The organism is Shewanella sp. Isolate13, assembly GCF_022398325.1.
GTDB lineage: Bacteria > Pseudomonadota > Gammaproteobacteria > Enterobacterales > Shewanellaceae > Shewanella.
The window spans coordinates 183,881-205,069 of sequence record NZ_JAKEVD010000001.1; the positions used below are offsets into that span (position 1 = coordinate 183,881).

The window sequence follows — 21,189 nt, forward strand, 5'->3', positions numbered from 1 at the left end:
GTACCGCTTAACGACTCGCGAACCATATCGAAAAAACAAGATGCTGCGGTGATGGCAGACTAATGCGTCACCGCCATTATCAAGCTCTCTTTACCTTCCTTGGTAAAGAAAAATAAACCACGGCTCAAGGGAGACGTGAACAGAAAAGCATTACTTACGACCTTGGTAGATCCAACGGTAAAGCGTTGGCAACACCAGCAAGGTAAGCGCAGTCGAACTAAACAGACCGCCGATGATCACCACGGCCAGTGGCTGCTGGATCTCACTACCGACTCCCGAAGAGAGTAGAATTGGGATCAAGCCTAGGGCCGATGTCAACGCCGTCATCAGTACCGGACGCAGACGCCCAACCGTACCCTCGTAAACCGCATCATAGAGAGACTCATCACTCTCCTCTTTTACGCTGGCTCGGCGCTGGTTTATCGAGTCGACCAACACCACCCCGTTTAATACCGCCACACCAAATAGGGTGATAAAGCCGATCGAGCTTGGTACCGAAAGATAAGTGCCACTGGCAAACAGGGCTACCACGCCACCAATCAACGCCAGAGGCACGTTAGCCATGATCAGGCCCACCTGCTTCACCGAACCAAATGAGAAGTACAGTAGCAAAGCAATCAAGGCGATAGAGATTGGCACCACGAGCATCAGCTTTTGCTGAGCACGCTGCTGGTTCTCATACTGACCACCCACCACTACGGTATAACCCGGCGGTAGCTCGGCTTGAGGCACAATCGCGTAAATGTCGTTTACCACTGAGCCCATGTCACGATCTGACACGTTAGCCTGTACCACCACGCGGCGCTGAACGTCGTCGCGACGAATGTTTGGCGGCGCCATCTCAATGACCACATCGGCCACTTCACCAAGGCGCACGGTTGCACCGCTCACACCGGTAAGTAGTAGATCTTCTAGGATATCTGGCGAGCTACGATACTGCTCAGCTAGACGAACATAGATGTCGTAACGGGCGTTACCGTCAATCACCTGACCGGCACTGCCGCCACCAATACCCTGGCTAACCAGCGCCATGATCTCATCAACGCTAATACCATAACGTGCTAGTTGATCGCGCTTAGGGCGAACCACTAACTGAGCCTCACCACTCACCTGCTCAAGCGATACATCCACCGCACCAGGGATCTGTGACACTAACTCGGTTAGCACTTGGCCACGCTCTGACAATACATCGAGATCTGGACCAAAGATCTTAATCGCTAACTGCGCCTTAACCCCAGAGAGCAACTCATCGACTCGAGTCGCGATTGGCTGAGAGAAGGTAAACAGCAGGCCTGGATAGATGTTAAGTTTCTCTTCCATCTTACGCTGCAGTTCGAAACGATTGCTCGCACTAACCCACTCATCAACTGGCTTAAGGCCGATGTAGATCTCGATGTTGTTCACCGGTTCTGGATCGCCACCTAGCTCGGCGGCGCCGATACGGCTAAGGGCATAATCCACTTCAGGGAATTCAAGCAGCAAGGCTTCCAGCTTTGGCGCCACATCTAAAGAGGTCGAAAGACTTGCCGTTGGCGCGAGAGTCACACGTAAGTTAATGGTGCCCTCCTCTAGCTCAGGCACGAACTCGGTACCGAGCCTTGGCAGCAACATCATGCTCATTGCGAACATCACCACCGCGGTTATCACTACCACTTTAGGGTGGGCCATGGTAGAACTTAGCAGCTTACGGTAAACCGACTCAATCGGCTTAAGCACGGCACTCTCTCGCAGCACCACACCACGCCTGAATAGGTACACAGCAAGCGCTGGCACGGCAATCAAGGCCACTAACAAGGCCGAAATCATCGCTAGGATAATACTCACCGCCATCGGCTGGAATAACTTACCTTCAACGCCTTCTAGGGCAAACAGCGGCGCAAATACCACTATGATGATCGCGGTCGCGAAGAAGATTGGACTACACACCTCTTTCGCCGCCAGCATGACTCGCATGGCGATACCAGCACTGGACTCATCATGAGCCGTGGTTTGAGTACCATCTTCATCGGCGTGGTATGGGTCGGCTTCATTCGATGCACGCTTCTTAGCATTGGCAAGATGACGTCTATCGGGCTGAGTCAGGTGTTTGAAGATGTTCTCCACCATCACCACCGAGCCATCGACCAGCATACCGATTGCTACAGCTAAGCCACCTAACGACATCAAGTTAGCCGACATGCCAAAGTAAGACATCACCAACAGCGCAAGACCGATAGAGACTGGAATCGACAGCAGCACCAACATGGTCGCGCGGATGTTAACGAGAAACAGCGCTAAGATCACCACGATGAACACGAATGCCATCAACAGGGCATCACGCACCGTCGTCACCGCTTGGTTCACAAGATCTGATTGGTCATAGAAGACTTCAAACGACACACCATCGGGTAGCGCCTGCTCAATCATCGCCGTACGAGCACTGATATCATCGATGGTCTCTTTGGTGTTGGCGCCCATACGCTTAAGCACCACACCGGCAACCACTTCACCTAAATCTTGAGCGTTACCCGCTTCATCACGGCGAGTCATGGTCACGGCACCGACGCGAATTTCGCTGCCGTAATCGACCTTAGCAATATCGCCCACACGCACTGGTGTACCAGCAACTTCGGTCAGCGGAATTTGCGCAATCGCCTTAAGGCCCGCATCCCCAGCCGGCAGTAAGCCATAGCCACGTACCACTAACTGCTCTTGACCTTGATCCATAAACCAACCACCGGCGTTGCGGTTGTTGCTCTCTAAGGCGGCAGTCACCTGCGCCATAGATAGACCGTAGCTCAATAGTTTATTGGGCTCGATTTGCACCTGATACTGACGCACTTCACCACCGAAAGATAACACCTCGGTCACGCCACCCACAGGCATCATGATAAGCTTGACCATGTAATCGTTGATGCTACGCAGCTCAGCCGCATTGACTCCCGACTCAGGTGTGGCACGCAAGATATATTGATAGATCTGCCCTAGACCCGAGGTATTCGGACCAATTTCAGGCACACCGACCCCGTCAGGGATCATCTCACGCGCAGCCTGTAACTGCTCAAACACCTGCTGACGCGCGAAATAGATATCTGTGCCTTCCGCAAACACCACGGTTACGATCGACAAACCGGTACGAGAAAGTGAGCGCACCTCTGTCACCGCAGGTAAGGCGTACATCGCCGACTCAACCGGGTAGCTGATCAGTTTCTCTACTTCTTCTGCCGCTAAGCCTTCGGCGGCGGTATTTACAGTTACCTGAACGTTGGTCACATCAGGAAAGGCATCTAAATTTAGTTTTGGTAGCATGGCTACGCTGGCAATAATCAAGCCGACCAGCGCAAGCACCACCAAAAGACGGTTGCGAACGGCAACGTCTATGAGTTTCTGTAACATTGCAGCAGCCTCTTAGTGATTGTGGATATCGAAACCAGATTTAGCCTGTTCAGAGGCAAGGAAAAACGCCCCCGAAATAACGACCTTGGTATCTTTCGCCAAGCCACGAACTAGGTTCATGCCACGCTGACGTTCAACCACTTCAACCTCTAGTGCTTCAAAACCCTCAGCGCCTTCGATAAACACCTGCCAGTGACCATCGCTGCTACGAGTCAATGCCGAATCCGGTAAGATCACCCCGCCTTTCGATGCATCCGGTAGGTACAACTCCGCAAATTGGCCAGCGTGTAGCACATGACCTGCGTTTTCAAACGCCACCAAGATCTGCTCGGTACGGGTCACGCTGTCGAGCTCATGTGAACGACCAATAATGGTGCCTTCCATGCTCTTGTCGCCCACCTTAACCACGGTTTTGCTACCAATGCTCACCTTCTCGGCTTGAGCCGGTGTCAACTCGGCTTCAACCCATAGGTGTGACTCATCGGTTAGCTGCATCAACGCCGTACCCGCAGGCACGATTTGACCTAATAGCGCGATATCTTGCTGAACACGACCACTAATCGGTGCGATTAGCTGATAGCTCCCGATAGTTTCCGGCGCATTAGCCAGTGCCTTGATCTGCGCAGGCGTCATCTTCATCGCCTCAAGCGTTGCACGCTTAAGCTCGGCATCCACTTGCGCCTGTAAACGACGGCTAGCACTCACCGCGCTGGCACTCATACGTTTTACTCGGCTCCACTCTGCCGCAGCATTGATATAATCGGCTTGTGCCTGAGCAACCGCTACGCCACCAAGGGTGAGTAGTACGTCGCCCTTCTTCACTTCTTGACCCGGTACTACGTTTCTTTTCAATACTCGAACATCAACCTGAGGAGCAATGGTAACGGTTCTGTCTCTATCCACCACTATGGTTGCAGTCGCCACATCTTCTAGGCTAAATGTCTGCTCGCTAAGCTGAGCCACTTCAATCTTTGCCAGTGACAACTGCGCCGCCGTCAACTCGATACCATGAACATCTTCCTCGGCTTCTTCAGCGCCGTGTCCGTGACCATCATCTTTTGGCTTCACTTCTTCGGCATCGTGATCGTGGCTATCATCATGGGCAGTCTGCTCGGCAGCATGGTCATGACTATCGTCTTGCGCCTTAACGAGAACCACCTCTTTCGCGCCATGATCATGGCCATCCCCCGCGGTGGCCAGTGTCGGTAGCACAAATGCCGTGGTTAGACTCATTAAGAAGCCAAAGCTCATGGCGCGAGTGATCGCATTAAGATCGAATGAGCGAGATTTTTCACTGCCGTTAGTAAGCATCATTGTTTGTACCACTTCTTTATTGTTCGTTTTCATAATCAGAGCCTTAATTCATTTGCTCAGAGGCTGGTGCAGCGCCCTGAGTCGATAGTTGGCTATTGAGGTAGCCTTCCAATTGCCCACTTGTTCCCATCCAGCTCAGCCAATTTTCATAAAGGGCTGACTCGAGCGCTAGACCAGCTAAATAGCTGCCGCTCATCTGCCTTTGGCTCTGGAGGTAGTCACTAGTATTGATATCACCCGCTCGCCACTGTTGAGACAGTGAACGAGCCGCCTTCGAACCAGAGGTCAGTACTAACTCACTCCAGTCTTGGTAGCGCAGGGTTAATCTTGGAAGACTCAACGAAAATTGTTTCTGCTGCTGCAGCAAGGTACGCTCGGCCGCTAGGTAAGTCTGCTCGGCGATCACAACGCCTTGATTAGCAACAGCAATCGCCTCGCTATAGTTGTTTCTGATCTGCAGTGGGATAGACACACCGACGCCAAACTTATTTTCCTCGCCTTCACGCTCGGCGCTAAGGCTGATACTAGGGTCGGCGCTGCTATCTGCTTTGGCTTGCTCTGTGCTCACCTTGGCCAGCAAGACTTGCTGGTAAGCACTCTTAAGTGCTGGTAGCTCAGGAGAGACTTGGAGATGACTCGCCTGCAGAGACAATGCGTTTACGAAATCCTCGAACGGTAGTTCAAACTCCCCAAACAGGGCTAAAACCGCGCCGTCAGCGGCGATAGAAGCTTGTTCCGCTAGCGCGTAATCGGCAGCGTTGCTAGCGACATCGAGCTGCATCAGTTGTAGCTCAACCTGAGACATATCACCCACTTCGGTACGCTGGCGGGCAATATCTAACTGAGCCTTAGCAATTTCAAACTGTTGGCGCTGAAACTCAAGCGCCTTACGCGCCTGGCTCTGACTGGTTAATGCTAGCAGTCTCTCGGCCAACATCTGGTTACGCTCAAGCACGATATTAGATAGCAAAATTTCACTCTCTAACTGAGCGATGCGCGTGGCCACGCCACGCTTATCACCCCAGTCGATTGTCTGGCTGATATCTAAGCTGTAAGTGTCTTCACTGGCATTTTGATAACCCAATCCTAGCTCTGGGTTATAGACAGCTTTGTCTGCCGCCTCAATGCTCATCTGTGCCTGCTGACGACGTGCTGCTTGAGCTTGCACTTCAGGCAAGCCGTTAAAGCGTTGCATCACTTGAGGAAGCCAGTCACTAAACTGACCAACTTGGCTTGCGCTAGCGCTAACCTGAGCCTGAGCTTGGCTCACATTAGTCTCTGCAGCAAGGGCTTGAGCGGCTGTTGCTGAGCCTGAAAAAAGCCCTAACAACAAACTAGCGATTATTGTTTTTTTCATCGCGGATCCTATCAACCCGGCAAGATCACTTGATACAGCTATCCTTAAATCTAGATATCACATCAGATTCAATTTGGCGCTGAATAACTCTTGCTCGGGTGTAAATCGATATTAGGTCGGCATGAATATCACCGTACAGCTAGCGCAATAGCATTACGTCGGCCGATCACAGCAAAATTCACACAGTATTTTGATAAAGATTTAGCGAAGTGGAAGTCAGGCTATTTGGCCACTGGGCCATAGATGGTCAACCACCAAACCGAACTTCAACCCCGATAGGGTTAAACGATTGGAGGGCGATAATCAGGAAGTTGTTCTGGTGGTAAATACAGGGCATCTATGCTGTTGAGTGTATCACTCACAGGCACCGATGGCACCATAGCAACAAATGACATGGTCGTTGCATGACCGCCATGACAAGGGCAGTCTAAGCAGAGATCGAAATTTTTAGATTCGGTTTTACTCACAGTATGGCTGTGAGCCGGCTCGTCGACGCTCATACTCGCTTGCGGATCCAGTGAGCAGGTACAGTCAACGCACTCGCTCAAGGTGATAACCTCGGCGGTAAACTGCAGATGTGGATGCGGGGCACTTTCCTCCTCATGATCTCCTAAATGCAACTGATGCGCGCCGATGTTGCCGCCTGCAAACTGCAGAAGGACAACGGCAATCAGCAAAGCTGCCATTCGATAGAGAGATTGAGGGGTAAATAAACGCAAGCCGCACCTATAAATTTGTTTTAAAATCTTACAATTAACGTATCTTGTTAATACGACCCGCATCATAAACGAAAGTTCACACCGAACAAGCTATTATCTAACTCTTAGTGAACTCGCTCTCATTTTCAATGCGAGCCGAACATTAATAGTTATTTGAATACACAATGCTTTGCATAATCAGCAGCTTCATTCGCTGTCCAATCGCCTGACGGCTTTTCTTTCATCTGCTTACACCAAGCTTCGCTGCCAACCTCTGGAGCGCACGCACTTAAGCCAAAAACCAGTGCACAAACCAATGATAATCCTGACAGTTTAGATAAAGACATTTGTAAATCCTTCTATATTAATACGCGACATTAAAAAGCAATCTTGGCTAATGATACCAAAATTTAATCAAAATTATTCACACAGCTCGGTACGCACGGCAATCCATTCTACGGCTAACGCTTTCTGCTCTAGAGGATACCAAGCCACCTCACCTTGCATGAATGGCCCCATCAGCCTCACTGCATTACCAAACCAATCGGGCCCGCCCACTAGCACTAGGGCGTCAAAGTTAGGCAACTGCACCTCACCACTGCCCGCTAGCGACTCATGCTGCCAGCCTTCTAACAGCACATCGGCTTCGACATAGATGCAGGTCTTGCCTGTGGTATCACGATAACTTTCGATTAGCGGCTGCATGATCTGACCATAATCTTCGGTCGACAAGCGTCCGCTGGCAAATAAACTGATCACGCCCTTGGCAATATCAGGGATCTTACACAGCATAGATTGGCTCCATAACACAAAATCGCTGAAGCAATAGGTACTTCAATATTGCTTGATAATAGCAAACCCAGAGTGAAGGAAAAGTGGACTCGGCCCTTATTTGCGCTAAAAGTCTGTTAATATTGACCTAAGGCAATCTAAGACCGAGTGCGAACAGCATTCCAACGCGCACTCAAAATAATGGATGTGAATTTTTGGCAGCAATAAAGATATCTAACTCAGTATCGATTCAAGATAGTGAATTGGAGTGGCAATTTATCCGCTCTAGCGGCGCAGGCGGGCAACATCTCAATAAGGTGTCGACGGCGGCGCAGCTGATTTTTGATATCAAGCAATCCTCGCTGCCAGAATATTACCAGCAGCGCTTGCTCGCAAAAGCCGATCATCGCATCACCAAGAGTGGCAAGATCATCATTAAGTGCCAACAAAGCCGTAGCCAAGATTTTAACCGCCAAACAGCACTGGAGCAGTTTATCGCTCTGATAGCGAGTGTAAACGCGGTGCAGAAAAAGCGCATAGCCACTAAGCCGACTAAGGGCAGTCAGCGCCGCCGTGTCGATGCCAAGAAGCAAAAGGGAGCCACTAAGGCCCTAAGGCAAAATAAACCCAGCTTTTAGTGCCGATACTCGCGCTGCTGTTGAGAAATACTCACTTATTTTGCCATTCACTCTACAATGTTCGACAAGCAGCAGTTTTTTTGTTGAAATCAACGCTATAAGCGCACACTCACTCAGCGCACATTCAAAGTGTATAGCAAGGGAATACTCATGAGCAGCCAAGCCAAGATCCTATTAGTCAATGGTCCCAATTTAAACTTACTCGGACGTCGTGAGCCCGGCCATTATGGTCACCATACTCTGGAGCAGATCGTCGATGATCTTAAGCAAAGCGCTGCCGCGGCCGGAGTCGAGTTAGAGCACATTCAATCTAACGCCGAGCATCTGCTTATTGAGGCTATTCACAACAGCGATGCCGATATGGTGATCATCAACCCAGCCGCCTTTACCCACACGAGTGTCGCTCTTAGAGATGCTCTGCTTGGCGTCGCCATTCCCTTTATTGAGGTGCATCTTTCTAATGTGCACAGCCGCGAGCCGTTCCGTCATCACTCCTACTTTTCTGACAAAGCCGTTGGCGTGATCTGCGGCTTAGGTGCCCAAGGTTATCAGTTCGCACTACAAGCTGCGATAGCCCGCATTCATACGGCAGAGAAATAAGGTTAACGACACTCCATGGATATTCGTAAGATCAAGAAACTTATTGAGCTAGTGCAAGAGTCTGATATCGCCGAGCTAGAGATAAAAGAGGGAGAAGAATCGGTACGGATCTGTCGCCACAGCCCAGTGCCGATGCAGGCCAACTCACAGGCTTTCTTAGCACCAGCCAGCGCTGTAGCCTCTGCAACGCCTCGCCCACACACAGGTAGCAGTGATAACTATGATGAAACAGCCGATGATGAGGCACACCAGCTCATTTCGCCTATGGTCGGCACCATTTATCTGACGGAAAAACAGAGTCAGCAGCCACTATGCACCTTAGGGCAGAGAGTCACTGCCGGTGATGTGGTCTGTATTATCGAAGCCATGACCATGAGCAATCGGATCACAGCCGATAAAACTGGCGTGATCAGCGCTATTTTGGTCGAAGATGGGCAGCAGATAGACTTCGGACAAGCGATTCTCGTGATCGAATAAGCTCATTGAAACAAAGATAATATCAACAAACCATTTAGCAAAGGAAAAGGACCACTATGATACTCATTACCGGCGCTAGCAGCGGGTTAGGCGCAGCACTCGCTAAGCTTTATGGCAAAGAAAGTCCAATTTGTATCAGTGGTCGCAATAGTGAGCGTTTACAAAAAGTCGCCACAGACGTCGGCCAAGCTTGCCAGACTCAAGTTACCGACCTAAGCGATGCCGATGACGTAGCGGCGCTGTTCGATAACCTAGCCACGGTGCCATCGCTGATAATCCATAGCGCCGGCAGTGGCTATTTTGGCCCCATCGAAACTCAATCTCCTGAGGCGATAAAAGATCTCCTTAATAACAATGTCACCTCGGCGATTTTTTTACTGCGCGAGGCGGTCAAACGTTATAAAGAGCAAAGCGTGACCCTAGTAATGGTGATGTCCACCGCGGCACTGGTCCCTAAAGCCGAAGAGTCCACTTACTGCGCCGCTAAGTGGGCGGTAAAGGCCCTAATTGAATCGGTACGCTTAGAGTTAAAAAACAGTCCGATGAAGCTGATTGCCGTCTATCCTGGCGGCATGGCCACCGGCTTTTGGCCAACCAGTGGCAAAGACGCTAATACCGATAGCTTTATGAGCGCAGATGAAGCGGCCAGCATGCTAAAACAGGCACTACAGAGCAGCGAACACGGCTACATTAGCGACCTCACTATCGCGCGTGGCTAAGTGAGTAAGATTAAGAGAGCAAGATTAAGAAAGTAATAGAGAGCAGGGTAGAGACACTAAATAAAATGAAATCGCTGTCGTGTTTTCTATACTTATACCAGCTTAGCGTTTCAGATGCTGTTTAGAGATCGGCAGCGTTCCTAATCAAGGAGAATAAATGCGAACTTGCCTACTCATGCTGGCTTTTTCAGTTTTATGCCTATTTATCGGCTATTACGCCTACCTGTTTATTATGCCCAGCGTAAAAGTGATTAATCAGTCTGGGCAGCTACTCACTCGAGTCGAAGTCAGCCTGCCTAGCAATAATCTAGTCTTTGATAATATCGCTCCGAAACAAACCATGCGGATTCACCATAGCACCGAGCAAGCCGATGGCGATTATGCTTATCGGATCCGCTTATCATCGGGGGCTTACATTAATGGTCGTTGTGGCAATGTCACCCATGACCAATATATGAAAGTGCTGAAACTGACCATCAATAACGATGATCAAGTGAGCTGTATTGAATAGTTAGAAGCTATTCACTCAGTAAAGAGGCTATCTGCTGAAAACTGGTTTGCCAGTTTTTATAATCAAGCTCGATAAGACAAAACTCGCCATTCACCAGCAGGACGATTGAGGGAAAACCTTGGATAGGCAGGTGCCGGGTACGACTGACCTCCTCCTCAAGTTTCGCCTTCGTCGATTCACTCAATAGCGCCTCGGTAAATAGCGCCCTATCTAGGCCCAAGCCAACTGCAAGCTCGATTAGGGTGGCGTTATCGGAAGGGTTTTTAGCTTCTAAATAGTAAGCTTGTTGAATCGCTAGCGTCATCTCCTGCTCGAGACCAACATCTCGCGCTAACTGTACGGCACGGCAGGCTGGATAGGTAGAACGGCGGGGCTGACACTTATGCCAAAAATCAAAGTTGAACTTAGTACCTAACTGCTCGGCAATCTTGTTCCATGTTTGCTGCAAAAATTGCTGCATATCATCGGGCATAGGCTCGTCACTATCTGGAGCTAAGCCACCTAACTTATATTCGATACTGAGCTCAGGGTAACTCATTTGCAGCTTAGATTGCAGCGCAGACCAAGTCGGCCTATAGCCCCAACACCAGCTACACATAGGATCGTAAACATAATACAGAATCGCTAAGTTCATTAAATGATATTTCCCTGTTCATTTTAGAGTTCCTAGACTACCTAGCCAGACAAATATGTCTAGTAATTCAAACCGCCGCATTCAAATATATCGATATATTATGGCGAAAAAAAGTATTTTTGCGGTGATTAGGCCTAATAAGGAGCTGAGCTTAAAAGTTATCTTAAAGACTTAGGAAACGAGCTTAGAAAAGCATTGCGAAACGTGAAAAGCCCCAACCTTTTCAGTATTATATACACACCATTCATCAGTTACAGCCCAATAAGTGTCTAAACTCAAGCCCGATGTCACTATTGTTCGTAGCGGTATCTTCACCCAGTGGGATGAGGAGAGCAATAACCTACCCCGCCTATTAAAATCAACCATGCATATACCAGCCGAGATAGATATCGAGTTTGGTTTTATCGCCCAAATCAAGAAAGCTAAGAATCAAAAACTGAAATACTGCATCTATCATCCAAATATCCCCGATGATAACGGTCAGATTCGCCCACCATTCGATGGCGAAGTGTTTGTAAAGTCCAACGACTGGAAATTTTACCTAGGCGACACAATCTGGGCTCCCGAGCATAATAAAGTCGGCAACTGGCGCATGACCCTAGAGCTTAAAGGCAAAGTCATTGCCGAGAAGACCTTTAAAGTGCACTTGAATGAGGAAGAAGACAAGATAGCAGCTTTTTGGAAGCACAGAGGATATTAATGGGTCTTCTACGGCAAAGATCGTAGTGACAACGAGTTAGGCGCTGTACTACAAACCTCACTCACTTTCTAAGTACGCGTCTTTGATAGCTCAAGTGAGCCTTGAGCTATCATTTATCCACTTTACTTAGTGTTAACCGTCACCTCTCGATAGCTAAACTTGCCGTTATCTAACTTCTGCTTACGCTCCTGCTTGGCGGTAAAATCCAACTGATTCAAGTCGACTCGCGTAATCGTGCTGTCATGCATGGTCTTATAAAACAGCAGCCCATTACTCTGATCGATAACCGAGGTCCATTGGGTTGCACTGGGCAAGGCAGGTATATGAGACTTATCATTAAACTCACTGCCGATAGGAATATCGAAGTTATTTAAGATATGGAACGCCTGTGAAACGGCTTGCTCCGCACTGTTTAAAGTCGGTGCTGTATTAACGTAAAACGCCGCGCGCACGAATCGCGATGGTGGTGAGATATCCCCAGGTAAGCCAACAAAGTTAGAGCCGACACCAAAAGATTGCGCCTCTACAGCGTTAATCTTCTGCGGCGGACTGATACCCGGGTGTAAGTTGATGTAGTTGTTGAGGTTGGTCACCTGCCAATTGTAATCCGGTGAGTTGGTTAGCACCTTAGCCGTGTTCTTATGGATATTGATCTTGCCGTGATCCATGATTTCAATCACTATGCTGTTGCCCTGTTTATCAGACACGCGCCAGTGCGCCGTTGGCGAAGGGTTACCTTGCTGATCGAAATAAACAGTGACAATCTTAATTTTATCTAATGCCGCCTCGACCTGGGCAACGGTTTCAAACTGACTTAGCATCCAACGCACAAAGTCCATATCGGTGATATTGTTTGCAGTCTGTTTCGGATCGTACTTGGCCAAAGAGCCATAATTACGGAAATAGAATAACCCGGCGGTCAGTCCTTTCTCGTTAATCCCCTCGGCAATAAAGCGATCGTCACTCACCGAGATCCCAGCAAAACCATATTGGCTTTTCCAGGTGAGGCCTTGCTGCTGATCCGGCATAGTCGAGGTATATTGGTAATTACGAGGCGAGACAACCAGCTTGCTATTGAGGTCGCTATGCCCCCATTCGATAGTGCGCGCCTGGATCTGATCGTTAGCCGTAGTCGATAGGGTGATGCCGGTACAGGCACTCACGTTGTAACTGAAAACCGAGGCAAAAACTAAAGCGAGTAGTGATTTTTTCATGATTTCAATCTTATACAGTTAGTATCAATTTATGCGAAAGGAGATAGCCAGAACCTGTCCGATTTAGGGCCGCTCGATTGCTATCCGACAAGCTAAAAGTACACCCGAAAAGCTGAAATAACAAAAGATTTTACAGCATATTATCTAGGCAACCTTAGATTGTTAAGCATAAAAAGCTGTATCCACACTATTTAACGGCAAACAGCCCCGCGACTTAAATATGCCACAGTAGAAAACAAAAAAGGGCCAGACGGCCCTTTTCATCAATCAAATTCGCTTAGTAGACGCCCTGCGCCTTCATCGCATCAGCCACTTTAACAAAGCCTGCTACGTTAGCACCCAATTCATAATTGATGTGCGTACCTTCACGACCATACTGCTCACAGGTGGCATGAATAGAGTACATGATATCGCGCAGACGCATATCGACTTCATCGCGGCTCCAGCTTAAACGCAGCGCGTTTTGGCTCATCTCTAGCCCAGAGGTAGCAACCCCACCCGCATTAGCCGCCTTACCCGGTGCGAACAGTACTTTTGCTTCATGCATTAACGCAATAGCTTCAGCCGTGCTTGGCATGTTCGCGCCCTCGGCAACCATCTTCACGCCATTGGCAATTAGCATTTTGGCATGTTCGCCATCGAGCTCGTTTTGAGTCGCACAAGGCAGAGCAACGTCAGCCGCAAACTGCCAAGGTGTACCGCCAGTCACATACTCTAGACCATTCTCATAGGCGTAATCGGCAACACGTCCACGACGTTCGTTTTTAACTTCCATCAGCTTAGCAAGCTTCTCTGGGGTAAAGCCTTCAGGGTCAAACACCACGCCGCTTGAATCTGATGCTGTAATGACTTTACCGCCCATCTCCATCGCTTTTTCGATAGCATATTGTGCCACGTTACCCGATCCCGATACGGTAACGGTTTTGCCTTCTAAGGTTTCACCCTTGGCTTTTAGCATGGCTTCCACAAAGTACAGCAGACCGTAACCAGTCGCCTCTGGACGAATTAAGCTACCACCGAAAGATAAGCCTTTACCGGTAAACACACACTCTGCGCTATTAGTCAGCTTCTTCATCATACCTGTCATGTAGCCCACTTCACGCGCCCCTACACCGATATCACCCGCTGGCACATCGGTATCTGCACCTAGGTGACGGTGTAGTTCAAACATCAGGGCCTGACAGAAGCGCATCACTTCACCGTCACTCTTGCCCTTAGGATCGAAGTCACTACCACCTTTACCACCGCCCATCGGCAATGTAGTTAATGCGTTTTTAAAGGTCTGCTCAAAAGCCAAGAACTTAAGTACCGACTGATTAACAGAAGGATGGAAACGCATACCGCCCTTGAATGGACCGATCGCCGAGTTGTGCTGAATACGGAAAGCACGGTTAACCTGCACCTTTCCTTGATCATCGACCCAAGAAACACGGAACTGGATCAAGCGCTCAGGCTCAACAAGACGCTCTAAAATACCCGCATCTAAATATTCAGGGTGCGCAGCAACAAAAGGCCAGATAGAAGTAAGCACTTCTTTTACTGCCTGCAAGAATTCAGGTTGGTCAGGGTTACGGACAGCAACGGTAGAAAGAAAACTATCGAGAGTCAGATCGCAGCTCATTTTTGTGCTCCAGGGTATACAAAGAATTGAGATTACTACTGCTTGGAATGCGCTGTGCTTACATGCAGTTTATTTTGTGAAATGGTTTATATCAGTAATTGATGGTTAATGAATACAATACTTTACTGAACCTGTGTGATGCCTCAAGAAATTCGAACATTATTCCTTAAGGCTAAGAATTCCTTAATAAATAACACCAAAAAACAAGAAATCACTAATTTCTGCCATTCTACTCTAGTAAAAGAACCTTTCGCGGCCGACTAGTGTTTGAAGTTAGCGAAGAGCAACGGCCTCCTCGCTTCATTATAGAGAGGTTAATCATGCTGTAAGAAGCCTACGCCTCTTGCAATGTCGATGATAAAAACGCCCCATAGCGCTACCCATGACGATTTACATCACATTCCTTATAGCTCATAAAACACCAGAACCTTAAAAATCAACAACTTAAAAATGCAGCGACAATTTGCCGCATATCACTTTCCTCAAACCCTTCTTTATGATGCCGTCATTTCTATATCAAAGGATGAACTAATGAAACAAGCCGCCTTTCCCTTTTCGGCTATAGCCCTAGCAGTAATGATGACCTTACCAGTATGGGCAGGCTCTCCCGATGAAACACTTGTCATTGTGGGTAGTCGAAGTGCTGCTGCCATCTCCGACGTCAGTGGTAGCGTGGCAGCTATCACATCTGATGACTTAGCGCGTCAGTTAGCGAGCAATCTGCAAGATGCAATAAAAGCCGAACCCGGAGTTGAAATGGCGGGTACGGGTAAGTTTGGCTTAGGCAGTTTCAACATTCGCGGTATGAGTGAAGATAGAGTTAAGTTACTAATCGATGGCATTGAGCAACCCGTTTTTTTTAAGGCCAGTAACAGCTCTCCTCATACAGATGTAATCAATCAATATTCGGGAAGTGTAGAGCTCGATACCCTGATAGCCATTGAGATAAATAAAAACTCGGCCTCAAGCTTATATGGTAGTGATGCTATTGGCGGCGCCGTTATGCTGCGAACTAAAGCACCGGATGATCTGCTGCAAGGACAGACTCAGGCGTTAATTTTTAATGCGGGATACTCTGGAGCCAATCAAGGATTCAAAAATACTTGGGAATACGCCTATGACGCGGGCAGTTGGCAGGGAATGGCGATATATACATTCCGAGACGAATCAGAGACCCAGTCCCACGGTGACGGTAAGGATGTTATTGGTGTAGAGCGAGGCCTCGCCGATCCTGCAGACTACCTGAGCCATAACTTGCTGATGAAGGCGGTGACACAGTTAACAGACGAGCAGAACTTATCCTTGACCGCCGAGTTCTACCAACGTGACGGCGATACCGATCTCTGGTCTATGGAAGGCTATCTAGTCCCCGACCGCCGTGGTGGACCCGATACGATCTACACCAATAACCGCCTGGAAAGCCAACAATCACGCTGGCGACTAACCTTAGCCCATGAATGGCATGCCGATAGCGATTGGTTCGACACTTCCAGCTGGCAACTGAGTTGGCAACAAGCCGTCACAGACAATGACAACTACCGAACCAAGAATACTGACTGTTTAGACGGCTGCAAGTTGGTTCGCAATCGCGAAGACAAAAACCTGCAACTTCATGGTCAGTTTGACAAGCTGATCAACTGGCAAAATGTCGAACAAGAACTGGTTTACGGACTATCTGTGGTCAACAGCGCATTTGATTCTTTCTATCAAGATGTGGACTTAGGCACAGGTCAAGGCTCCAACACCACCACGACAATGCCAAATGCCACAGCCGTGCGTACAGGCCTATTTGCTAAGCAGCAACTACGCTTCGATACTTTGCCGCTGCAATGGGATCTCGGGCTAAGATATGATGACTACCGCACCAATCCCGATGGCGATCTTAAGGAACACCAAAGCGATGTACTGACTTATAACACAGGACTCATGCTACGCCTTAATGAGCAACTTAGCTCCTATGTCTCCATCACGACCGGCTATCGAGCTCCCTCGTTATACGATCTCTATTATCGACTCGATCTGCCCCATGTGATTATTTTGCCAAATGAAAACCTCGAGGCCGAAACCAGCACTAGCTATGAAATAGGTATGCGTTGGTTTGGCGATGAGGCACGGGCTGAACTAGCGATATTTTATAATGATTATAAAGACTTTATCGACAGCGTCACCGATGACTCAGGCTGGCCAAGTATTATGCAATACCAAAACGTTGGTAAGGCTTGGATCTCTGGCGTTGAGTTAAAAGCCGATTGGGATCTAGAGCAGTGGCTAGATGGAGCCTACGTTAAAACGGGTATGGCTTGGGCCGAAGGGGAGAATCGCGATACAGGCCGAGCTCTGGATAGCGTTTCTCCATTCAATGCCAGTTTAACTCTAGGTTATGACGACCCCAGTGGCACCTGGGGCGCAGAGCTGTTTGCCAAATATGCCGCTGAAAAATCTGGAGATGATTGGACTGAAGAAGATAATTTGACGGCACCTTCGTATCTTTACCTAGATTTGACTAGCTACTGGCAGGTCAATGATAGTTTAAAACTGCAACTTGGGGTGATGAATCTGACTGATGAGAAGTACTGGCTGTATGGCAACCTAGGAGGACTACAACCCGATCCTCAGCTAAATCCAGATCGTCTAACGCAGCCCCGTCGTAATCTGAATGCTGCCCTGCAGTATCGCTTTTAAAGGGGCAGCGATGAAGGTTAGTCAATCTCGCAGCCCTTGGCTGACAGTATTTCAATGGATTATCGTCGCTATCTTTGTCGTGACCTTGCTTCTGGGCTGGTTACTACCAGAGCACAGCGAACTTTGGGTACGCAACCTCTTTTGGAGCCTATTTTGGCCAACCACAACGGTAGTCTTACTGCTGTTGGCCGGTCCAATATTTTGCGGGTTCTGCCCGCTAGGCACATTGGGACGCTTTATCAGCGCCAGAGGCTCCAGACGACGCTTACCAACATGGTTACAGTGGGCAGGCTGGAGTCTATTAATGCTGCTTGGCAGCTACTGGCTGGTTAATACTGTTTCTTTGGGTTATGGACGTTTGCCTCTCTATGCAACGATGATTTTCTTCACTGGCTTCTTATTACTGATGCTAGGCTTGTCTGTTCGATACAAAGATGCACCGTTTTGCCGTTCGCTATGCCCCTTTGCAGTATTGGCCAAAGCATTTGGAAAACTTGGCTGGTTGGGGCTCAAACGTAGCCCAACCTCCTGTAAGCATTGCGATGAGCCTACTTGCAGCCAAGCCTGCCCTCAGCGAAAATCCGTTCATCGTCAGCCTAGTAACCAGCTGACATCAAGATGTAATTTGTGTCTCGAGTGCTACTCTGGTTGCAAAAATATCCAATTTGGGTGGCGACGACCGACCTCAAGTTGGTTGTTCAATGCCAGTCAGGTAGATGGCTGGGCATATCTGCTCCTGACCGCAATGGTAGTGATCCTGACTCAATTAAAACACAGATGGGATCGAAGTGCGTTGCATGAACAATTGCCCTGGAATCGCTTGACGGATTGGTTACAGCCTTGGGTCTCCGCTTCTTGGATAGATCTAAAGGGAAGCATTCTCGCTTTGTTTGCCATCGCGCTAACACTGGGTGTGCTCTGGTGTTGTGTCGCAGCGGCAAGCGCAATAACGGCTAAACCATTGAAGAAAATGATGCCGAGCATGGCAGCAGTCAATCTGCCCTTGATTCTCTGCTTGCTATTTTCCCATGGTGTATTGGTGTTTCTTAGCCGAGGGGTTGTTGGATTGACTGAGGGGGTGAATCAGCTACTCGGCACAGAGTTTGTGATGTCAGGAATAAGCAGAGGCTCAGTGGTAGCATCGATACTGGGGTTATTGGTCTGGGTCGGTGTGGGCTGGAGCTTAATCCTCGCTTGGCGCTGGGCGAGTCACTACTCCAGTAAACAAGTGACAAGAGTACCGCTGTGGCTACTGGCCTCGGGAGTAACCTGGTTATACTTACTGCTACGAATAGGCGGTACCATGTTGAGTGCGCAAGCTCCGCCTTGCCACTAACTACCGCTGAAAACGAAAACGCTATAACGAAAAAGGTTTCCGCTCTCTATTACAAGAGTGGAAGCCTTTTTTCTTGAATATGGCGCAGAGATAGCGGCTTTAGCTCTCTATGAATAACAGGAACCCTAGGGTTCTTCTTTATAAATCGCAGATAGCAAAAAGCCCGCTATAAAATAGCGGGCTTTTCTATGAATGTGGCGCAGAGATAGCTGGTTCTAAACAATAGGAACCCTAGGGTTCAACTTTTATTTTAACATACGAAAAAGGGCCAGTCTTTCGACTAGCCCTTTCTCTAAATATGGCGGAGAGATAGGGATTTGAACCCTAGATGGGCTACAAACCCATGCCGGTTTTCAAGACCGGTGCATTCGACCACTCTGCCATCTCTCCGAACGCCGCAGATAATAAGGATACTCGACTTCAATGTAAAGCCCAATTTGAACTGAATGGTCAAAAAATGAAAAGATCGACTCACTTTTAGGGGATTGAGCTGCATTTATCCTCAAAACCTTAGTGCACTCGTACAAATAACCGGCACCAAGTGCTAGCCACTAGCGGAAAGAAACAGAAATGATTCGAGATAGCGGCTTTAGCTCTCTATAAATAACAGAAACCCTAGGGTTCAAAGTATAACGCCCTAAATGCGAAAAGGCCCCAGCATTTCTGCAGGGGCCTCATCTAAATGTGGCTCAGAGATAGCAGCTCCAAACAGCAGGAACCCTAGGGTTCTTCTTTATAAATCGCAGATAGCAAAAAGCCCGCCATAAAATAGCGGGCTTTTCTATGAATGTGGCGCAGAGATAGCTGGTTCTAAACAATAGGAACCCTAGGGTTCAACTTTTATTTTAACATACGAAAAAGGGCCAGTCTTTCGACTAGCCCTTTATCTAAATATGGCGGAGAGATAGGGATTTGAACCCTAGATGGGCTACAAACCCATGCCGGTTTTCAAGACCGGTGCATTCGACCACTCTGCCATCTCTCCGAACGCCGCAGATAATAGGTGTCATCGGCTTCAATGTAAAGCCTAATTTTATTCTAATCGCTCGAATGACTAAAAAACCAGCCAATCTCGTAAATTAATACTTAATCAGCTACTTTTCAATCAATTACTCCGCTAATAAATCGAAGAATAGCCACTCTAATCGCTTTTAGTGGAGATCAACCAACCGACGGTAGTAGGTTAAACATCTGCATCAACTGCACGCTAATGATCAACACACCGGCTAATGTCGCCGCAGCTAAACCTAAGTTACCGCCTTTTACCCTATATCCCTCTATACCCAGTTGCTTACGCTGTGCAGCAACCATGGCGACAGGCAAGAATACCGCTAAAATCACTAAGGCAAAGGCTGCATAACCTAGCGCAGTGATAAATCCTTGAGGGTAAAACAAGGCAAACCCCAGTGGTGGCAAGAAGGTCACTAGACCGACTTGTAGTCTGTGGCTAGGCTTAGCACTGCGTTTAAGCAGATCGGAAATAAAGTCAAACAGACCTAAACTTACCCCAAGAAATGATGTCGCTAAGGCGAGATCGGCAAAGATGGATACCGCGCTGGCAATCATAGGATTTTCCAGCATACGGCTCAGAGAGCCAATAAAGCCATTCAAGCTTTGACTAGCCATTAACTCCTGCTGTGGCAGTACGCCCTGACTCGCTAGCATCCACAACACATAAACCATTAAAGGCAGTGAGGAGCCAACAACGATGATCCAGCGTAGCGCCTTGGTATCTTTACCTAAATAGCGTACCACCGACGGAATAGAACCATGAAAGCCAAAAGAGGTGAAGATAACAGGTAGAGACGCAAGCACTAAACCTTGATGCACAGGCAACTCGACCAAGTTTTCCACCGAGACATGGGGTAGCAACAGAAACAACATCACCACCAGTGCAATCAGCTTTAGTGAGAATAGACTGCGATTAATCAAATCCACCGAGCGTGTACCGATGGCAACCACAGCGCCGATCAACAAGGTAAAGATGACCGCTCCCGCTTGCATCGGTAGCTCGAGCCCAAACCAGCTCGTTAACTTGCTGTGCATCTGCTCTCCTCCACCGGCGATATAAGCCGCGCAGAGAGCGTAAAACAGAAACATCATCGAAAAGCTAGCGATGACCTGTCCTTTGCGACCCAATAGCTTATGAGCCAAGGTGTGCAGCGTGGCATCGATAGGCGCATGTTGATGCACTTCAATCATAAGCAGTGCGGTATAGGTCATCAAAGACCAAATTAGCAACATGATTACGCTGGCCATGCCAAAGCCTAGACCCGATGCAGCGAGAGGTAATGCCAACATACCCGCACCGATTGTCGTACCAGCGATAATGAGCATACTGCCGAAGATTTTACTTTTGTTCATTTATGGTGTTCCAAATTTAAAGATAAAGAGTTCGGAACAGGCTTTGATGGTGGCCAACTTCCGAAAGAAAATGGAATTGCCACAATGGAGTGATTTAAAGCATGAGGGGGGGATGAAATAACCTCTATCTACGCCATTGTGGCTATAGATAGTAATACGCTTCTATGGGTGTTAATAA

Annotated in this window: 18 protein-coding genes and 2 tRNA genes; 8 read left to right on the top strand and 12 right to left on the bottom strand. The window is 48.4% G+C overall.

What is annotated here, in order from left to right:
- Positions 1–150: 150 nt before the first annotated feature.
- The 6 genes from L1D44_RS00710 to L1D44_RS00735 all read right to left on the bottom strand — a co-directional run bounded on the left by L1D44_RS00710 (position 151) and on the right by L1D44_RS00735 (position 7,536).
- The gene (locus L1D44_RS00710) at positions 151–3,375 is read right to left on the bottom strand and encodes a CusA/CzcA family heavy metal efflux RND transporter (RefSeq protein ID WP_239888350.1); all 3,225 of its coding nucleotides are present in this window, start codon (positions 3,373–3,375) and stop codon (positions 151–153) included.
- A gap of 12 nt (positions 3,376–3,387) precedes the next feature.
- Positions 3,388–4,722 (bottom strand): efflux RND transporter periplasmic adaptor subunit, encoded by a 1,335-nt coding sequence (locus tag L1D44_RS00715; RefSeq protein WP_239888352.1) that lies wholly within the window; start codon positions 4,720–4,722, stop codon positions 3,388–3,390.
- 10 nt (positions 4,723–4,732) lie between these two features.
- On the bottom strand, positions 4,733–6,046 hold the full coding sequence (locus L1D44_RS00720) for a TolC family protein (protein ID WP_239888354.1): 1,314 nt from the start codon (positions 6,044–6,046) through the stop codon (positions 4,733–4,735).
- Positions 6,047–6,327: 281 nt separating this feature from the next.
- Positions 6,328–6,732 (bottom strand): hypothetical protein, encoded by a 405-nt coding sequence (locus L1D44_RS00725; protein WP_239888476.1) that lies wholly within the window; start codon positions 6,730–6,732, stop codon positions 6,328–6,330.
- Between the two features lie 182 nt (positions 6,733–6,914).
- Entirely contained in the window at positions 6,915–7,091 is a 177-nt protein-coding gene (locus L1D44_RS00730; RefSeq protein WP_012275728.1) for a DUF3012 domain-containing protein, read from the bottom strand.
- 73 nt (positions 7,092–7,164) lie between these two features.
- The gene (locus L1D44_RS00735) at positions 7,165–7,536 is read right to left on the bottom strand and encodes an STAS/SEC14 domain-containing protein (RefSeq protein ID WP_239888356.1); all 372 of its coding nucleotides are present in this window, start codon (positions 7,534–7,536) and stop codon (positions 7,165–7,167) included.
- Between the two features lie 194 nt (positions 7,537–7,730).
- Between L1D44_RS00735 and arfB the strand changes: the two genes are divergently transcribed.
- From arfB to L1D44_RS00760, 5 genes are all read left to right on the top strand, one after another.
- The gene (gene arfB / locus L1D44_RS00740) at positions 7,731–8,153 is read left to right on the top strand and encodes an alternative ribosome rescue aminoacyl-tRNA hydrolase ArfB (protein ID WP_239888358.1); all 423 of its coding nucleotides are present in this window, start codon (positions 7,731–7,733) and stop codon (positions 8,151–8,153) included.
- 150 nt (positions 8,154–8,303) lie between these two features.
- Entirely contained in the window at positions 8,304–8,753 is a 450-nt protein-coding gene (aroQ, locus tag L1D44_RS00745) for a type II 3-dehydroquinate dehydratase (protein ID WP_239888359.1), read from the top strand.
- A gap of 15 nt (positions 8,754–8,768) precedes the next feature.
- The gene (accB, locus tag L1D44_RS00750) at positions 8,769–9,230 is read left to right on the top strand and encodes an acetyl-CoA carboxylase biotin carboxyl carrier protein (protein WP_239888360.1); all 462 of its coding nucleotides are present in this window, start codon (positions 8,769–8,771) and stop codon (positions 9,228–9,230) included.
- A gap of 56 nt (positions 9,231–9,286) precedes the next feature.
- Positions 9,287–9,949, top strand: a complete 663-nt coding sequence (locus L1D44_RS00755) for an SDR family NAD(P)-dependent oxidoreductase (RefSeq protein WP_239888362.1) — start codon at positions 9,287–9,289, stop codon at positions 9,947–9,949.
- 157 nt (positions 9,950–10,106) lie between these two features.
- A complete protein-coding gene (locus L1D44_RS00760; protein WP_239888364.1) occupies positions 10,107–10,460 on the top strand; it encodes a hypothetical protein in 354 nt (117 codons plus the stop codon).
- A gap of 7 nt (positions 10,461–10,467) precedes the next feature.
- Here L1D44_RS00760 and L1D44_RS00765 read toward each other — a convergent pair whose 3' ends face one another.
- Positions 10,468–11,094, bottom strand: a complete 627-nt coding sequence (locus L1D44_RS00765) for a DsbA family protein (RefSeq protein ID WP_239888366.1) — start codon at positions 11,092–11,094, stop codon at positions 10,468–10,470.
- A 265-nt stretch (positions 11,095–11,359) separates the two neighbouring features.
- On the opposite strand from L1D44_RS00765, the gene L1D44_RS00770 reads away from it, so the two are divergent.
- Positions 11,360–11,794 carry a DUF3859 domain-containing protein gene (locus L1D44_RS00770; RefSeq protein ID WP_239888368.1) on the top strand — a complete coding sequence of 145 codons (435 nt, stop codon included), beginning with the start codon at positions 11,360–11,362 and terminating at the stop codon, positions 11,792–11,794.
- A gap of 122 nt (positions 11,795–11,916) precedes the next feature.
- Here L1D44_RS00770 and L1D44_RS00775 read toward each other — a convergent pair whose 3' ends face one another.
- A complete protein-coding gene (locus tag L1D44_RS00775; protein WP_239888370.1) occupies positions 11,917–13,008 on the bottom strand; it encodes a choloylglycine hydrolase family protein in 1,092 nt (363 codons plus the stop codon).
- A gap of 277 nt (positions 13,009–13,285) precedes the next feature.
- Entirely contained in the window at positions 13,286–14,629 is a 1,344-nt protein-coding gene (gene gdhA, locus L1D44_RS00780; RefSeq protein ID WP_239888372.1) for an NADP-specific glutamate dehydrogenase, read from the bottom strand.
- A gap of 531 nt (positions 14,630–15,160) precedes the next feature.
- Here gdhA and L1D44_RS00785 point away from each other — a divergent pair.
- The gene (locus L1D44_RS00785; RefSeq protein ID WP_239888374.1) at positions 15,161–17,311 is read left to right on the top strand and encodes a TonB-dependent hemoglobin/transferrin/lactoferrin family receptor; all 2,151 of its coding nucleotides are present in this window, start codon (positions 15,161–15,163) and stop codon (positions 17,309–17,311) included.
- Between the two features lie 10 nt (positions 17,312–17,321).
- Positions 17,322–18,647 carry a 4Fe-4S binding protein gene (locus L1D44_RS00790; protein WP_239888376.1) on the top strand — a complete coding sequence of 442 codons (1,326 nt, stop codon included), beginning with the start codon at positions 17,322–17,324 and terminating at the stop codon, positions 18,645–18,647.
- Between the two features lie 299 nt (positions 18,648–18,946).
- Here L1D44_RS00790 and L1D44_RS00795 read toward each other — a convergent pair.
- The 3 genes from L1D44_RS00795 to tyrP form a co-directional block, all read right to left on the bottom strand.
- Positions 18,947–19,037: transfer RNA gene (locus L1D44_RS00795), tRNA-Ser, on the bottom strand.
- 504 nt (positions 19,038–19,541) lie between these two features.
- Positions 19,542–19,632, bottom strand: a tRNA-Ser gene (locus L1D44_RS00800).
- Between the two features lie 176 nt (positions 19,633–19,808).
- Positions 19,809–21,011, bottom strand: coding sequence for a tyrosine transporter TyrP (tyrP, locus tag L1D44_RS00805; protein WP_239888378.1), 1,203 nt, complete (start codon positions 21,009–21,011; stop codon positions 19,809–19,811).
- Positions 21,012–21,189: the final 178 nt, after the last annotated feature.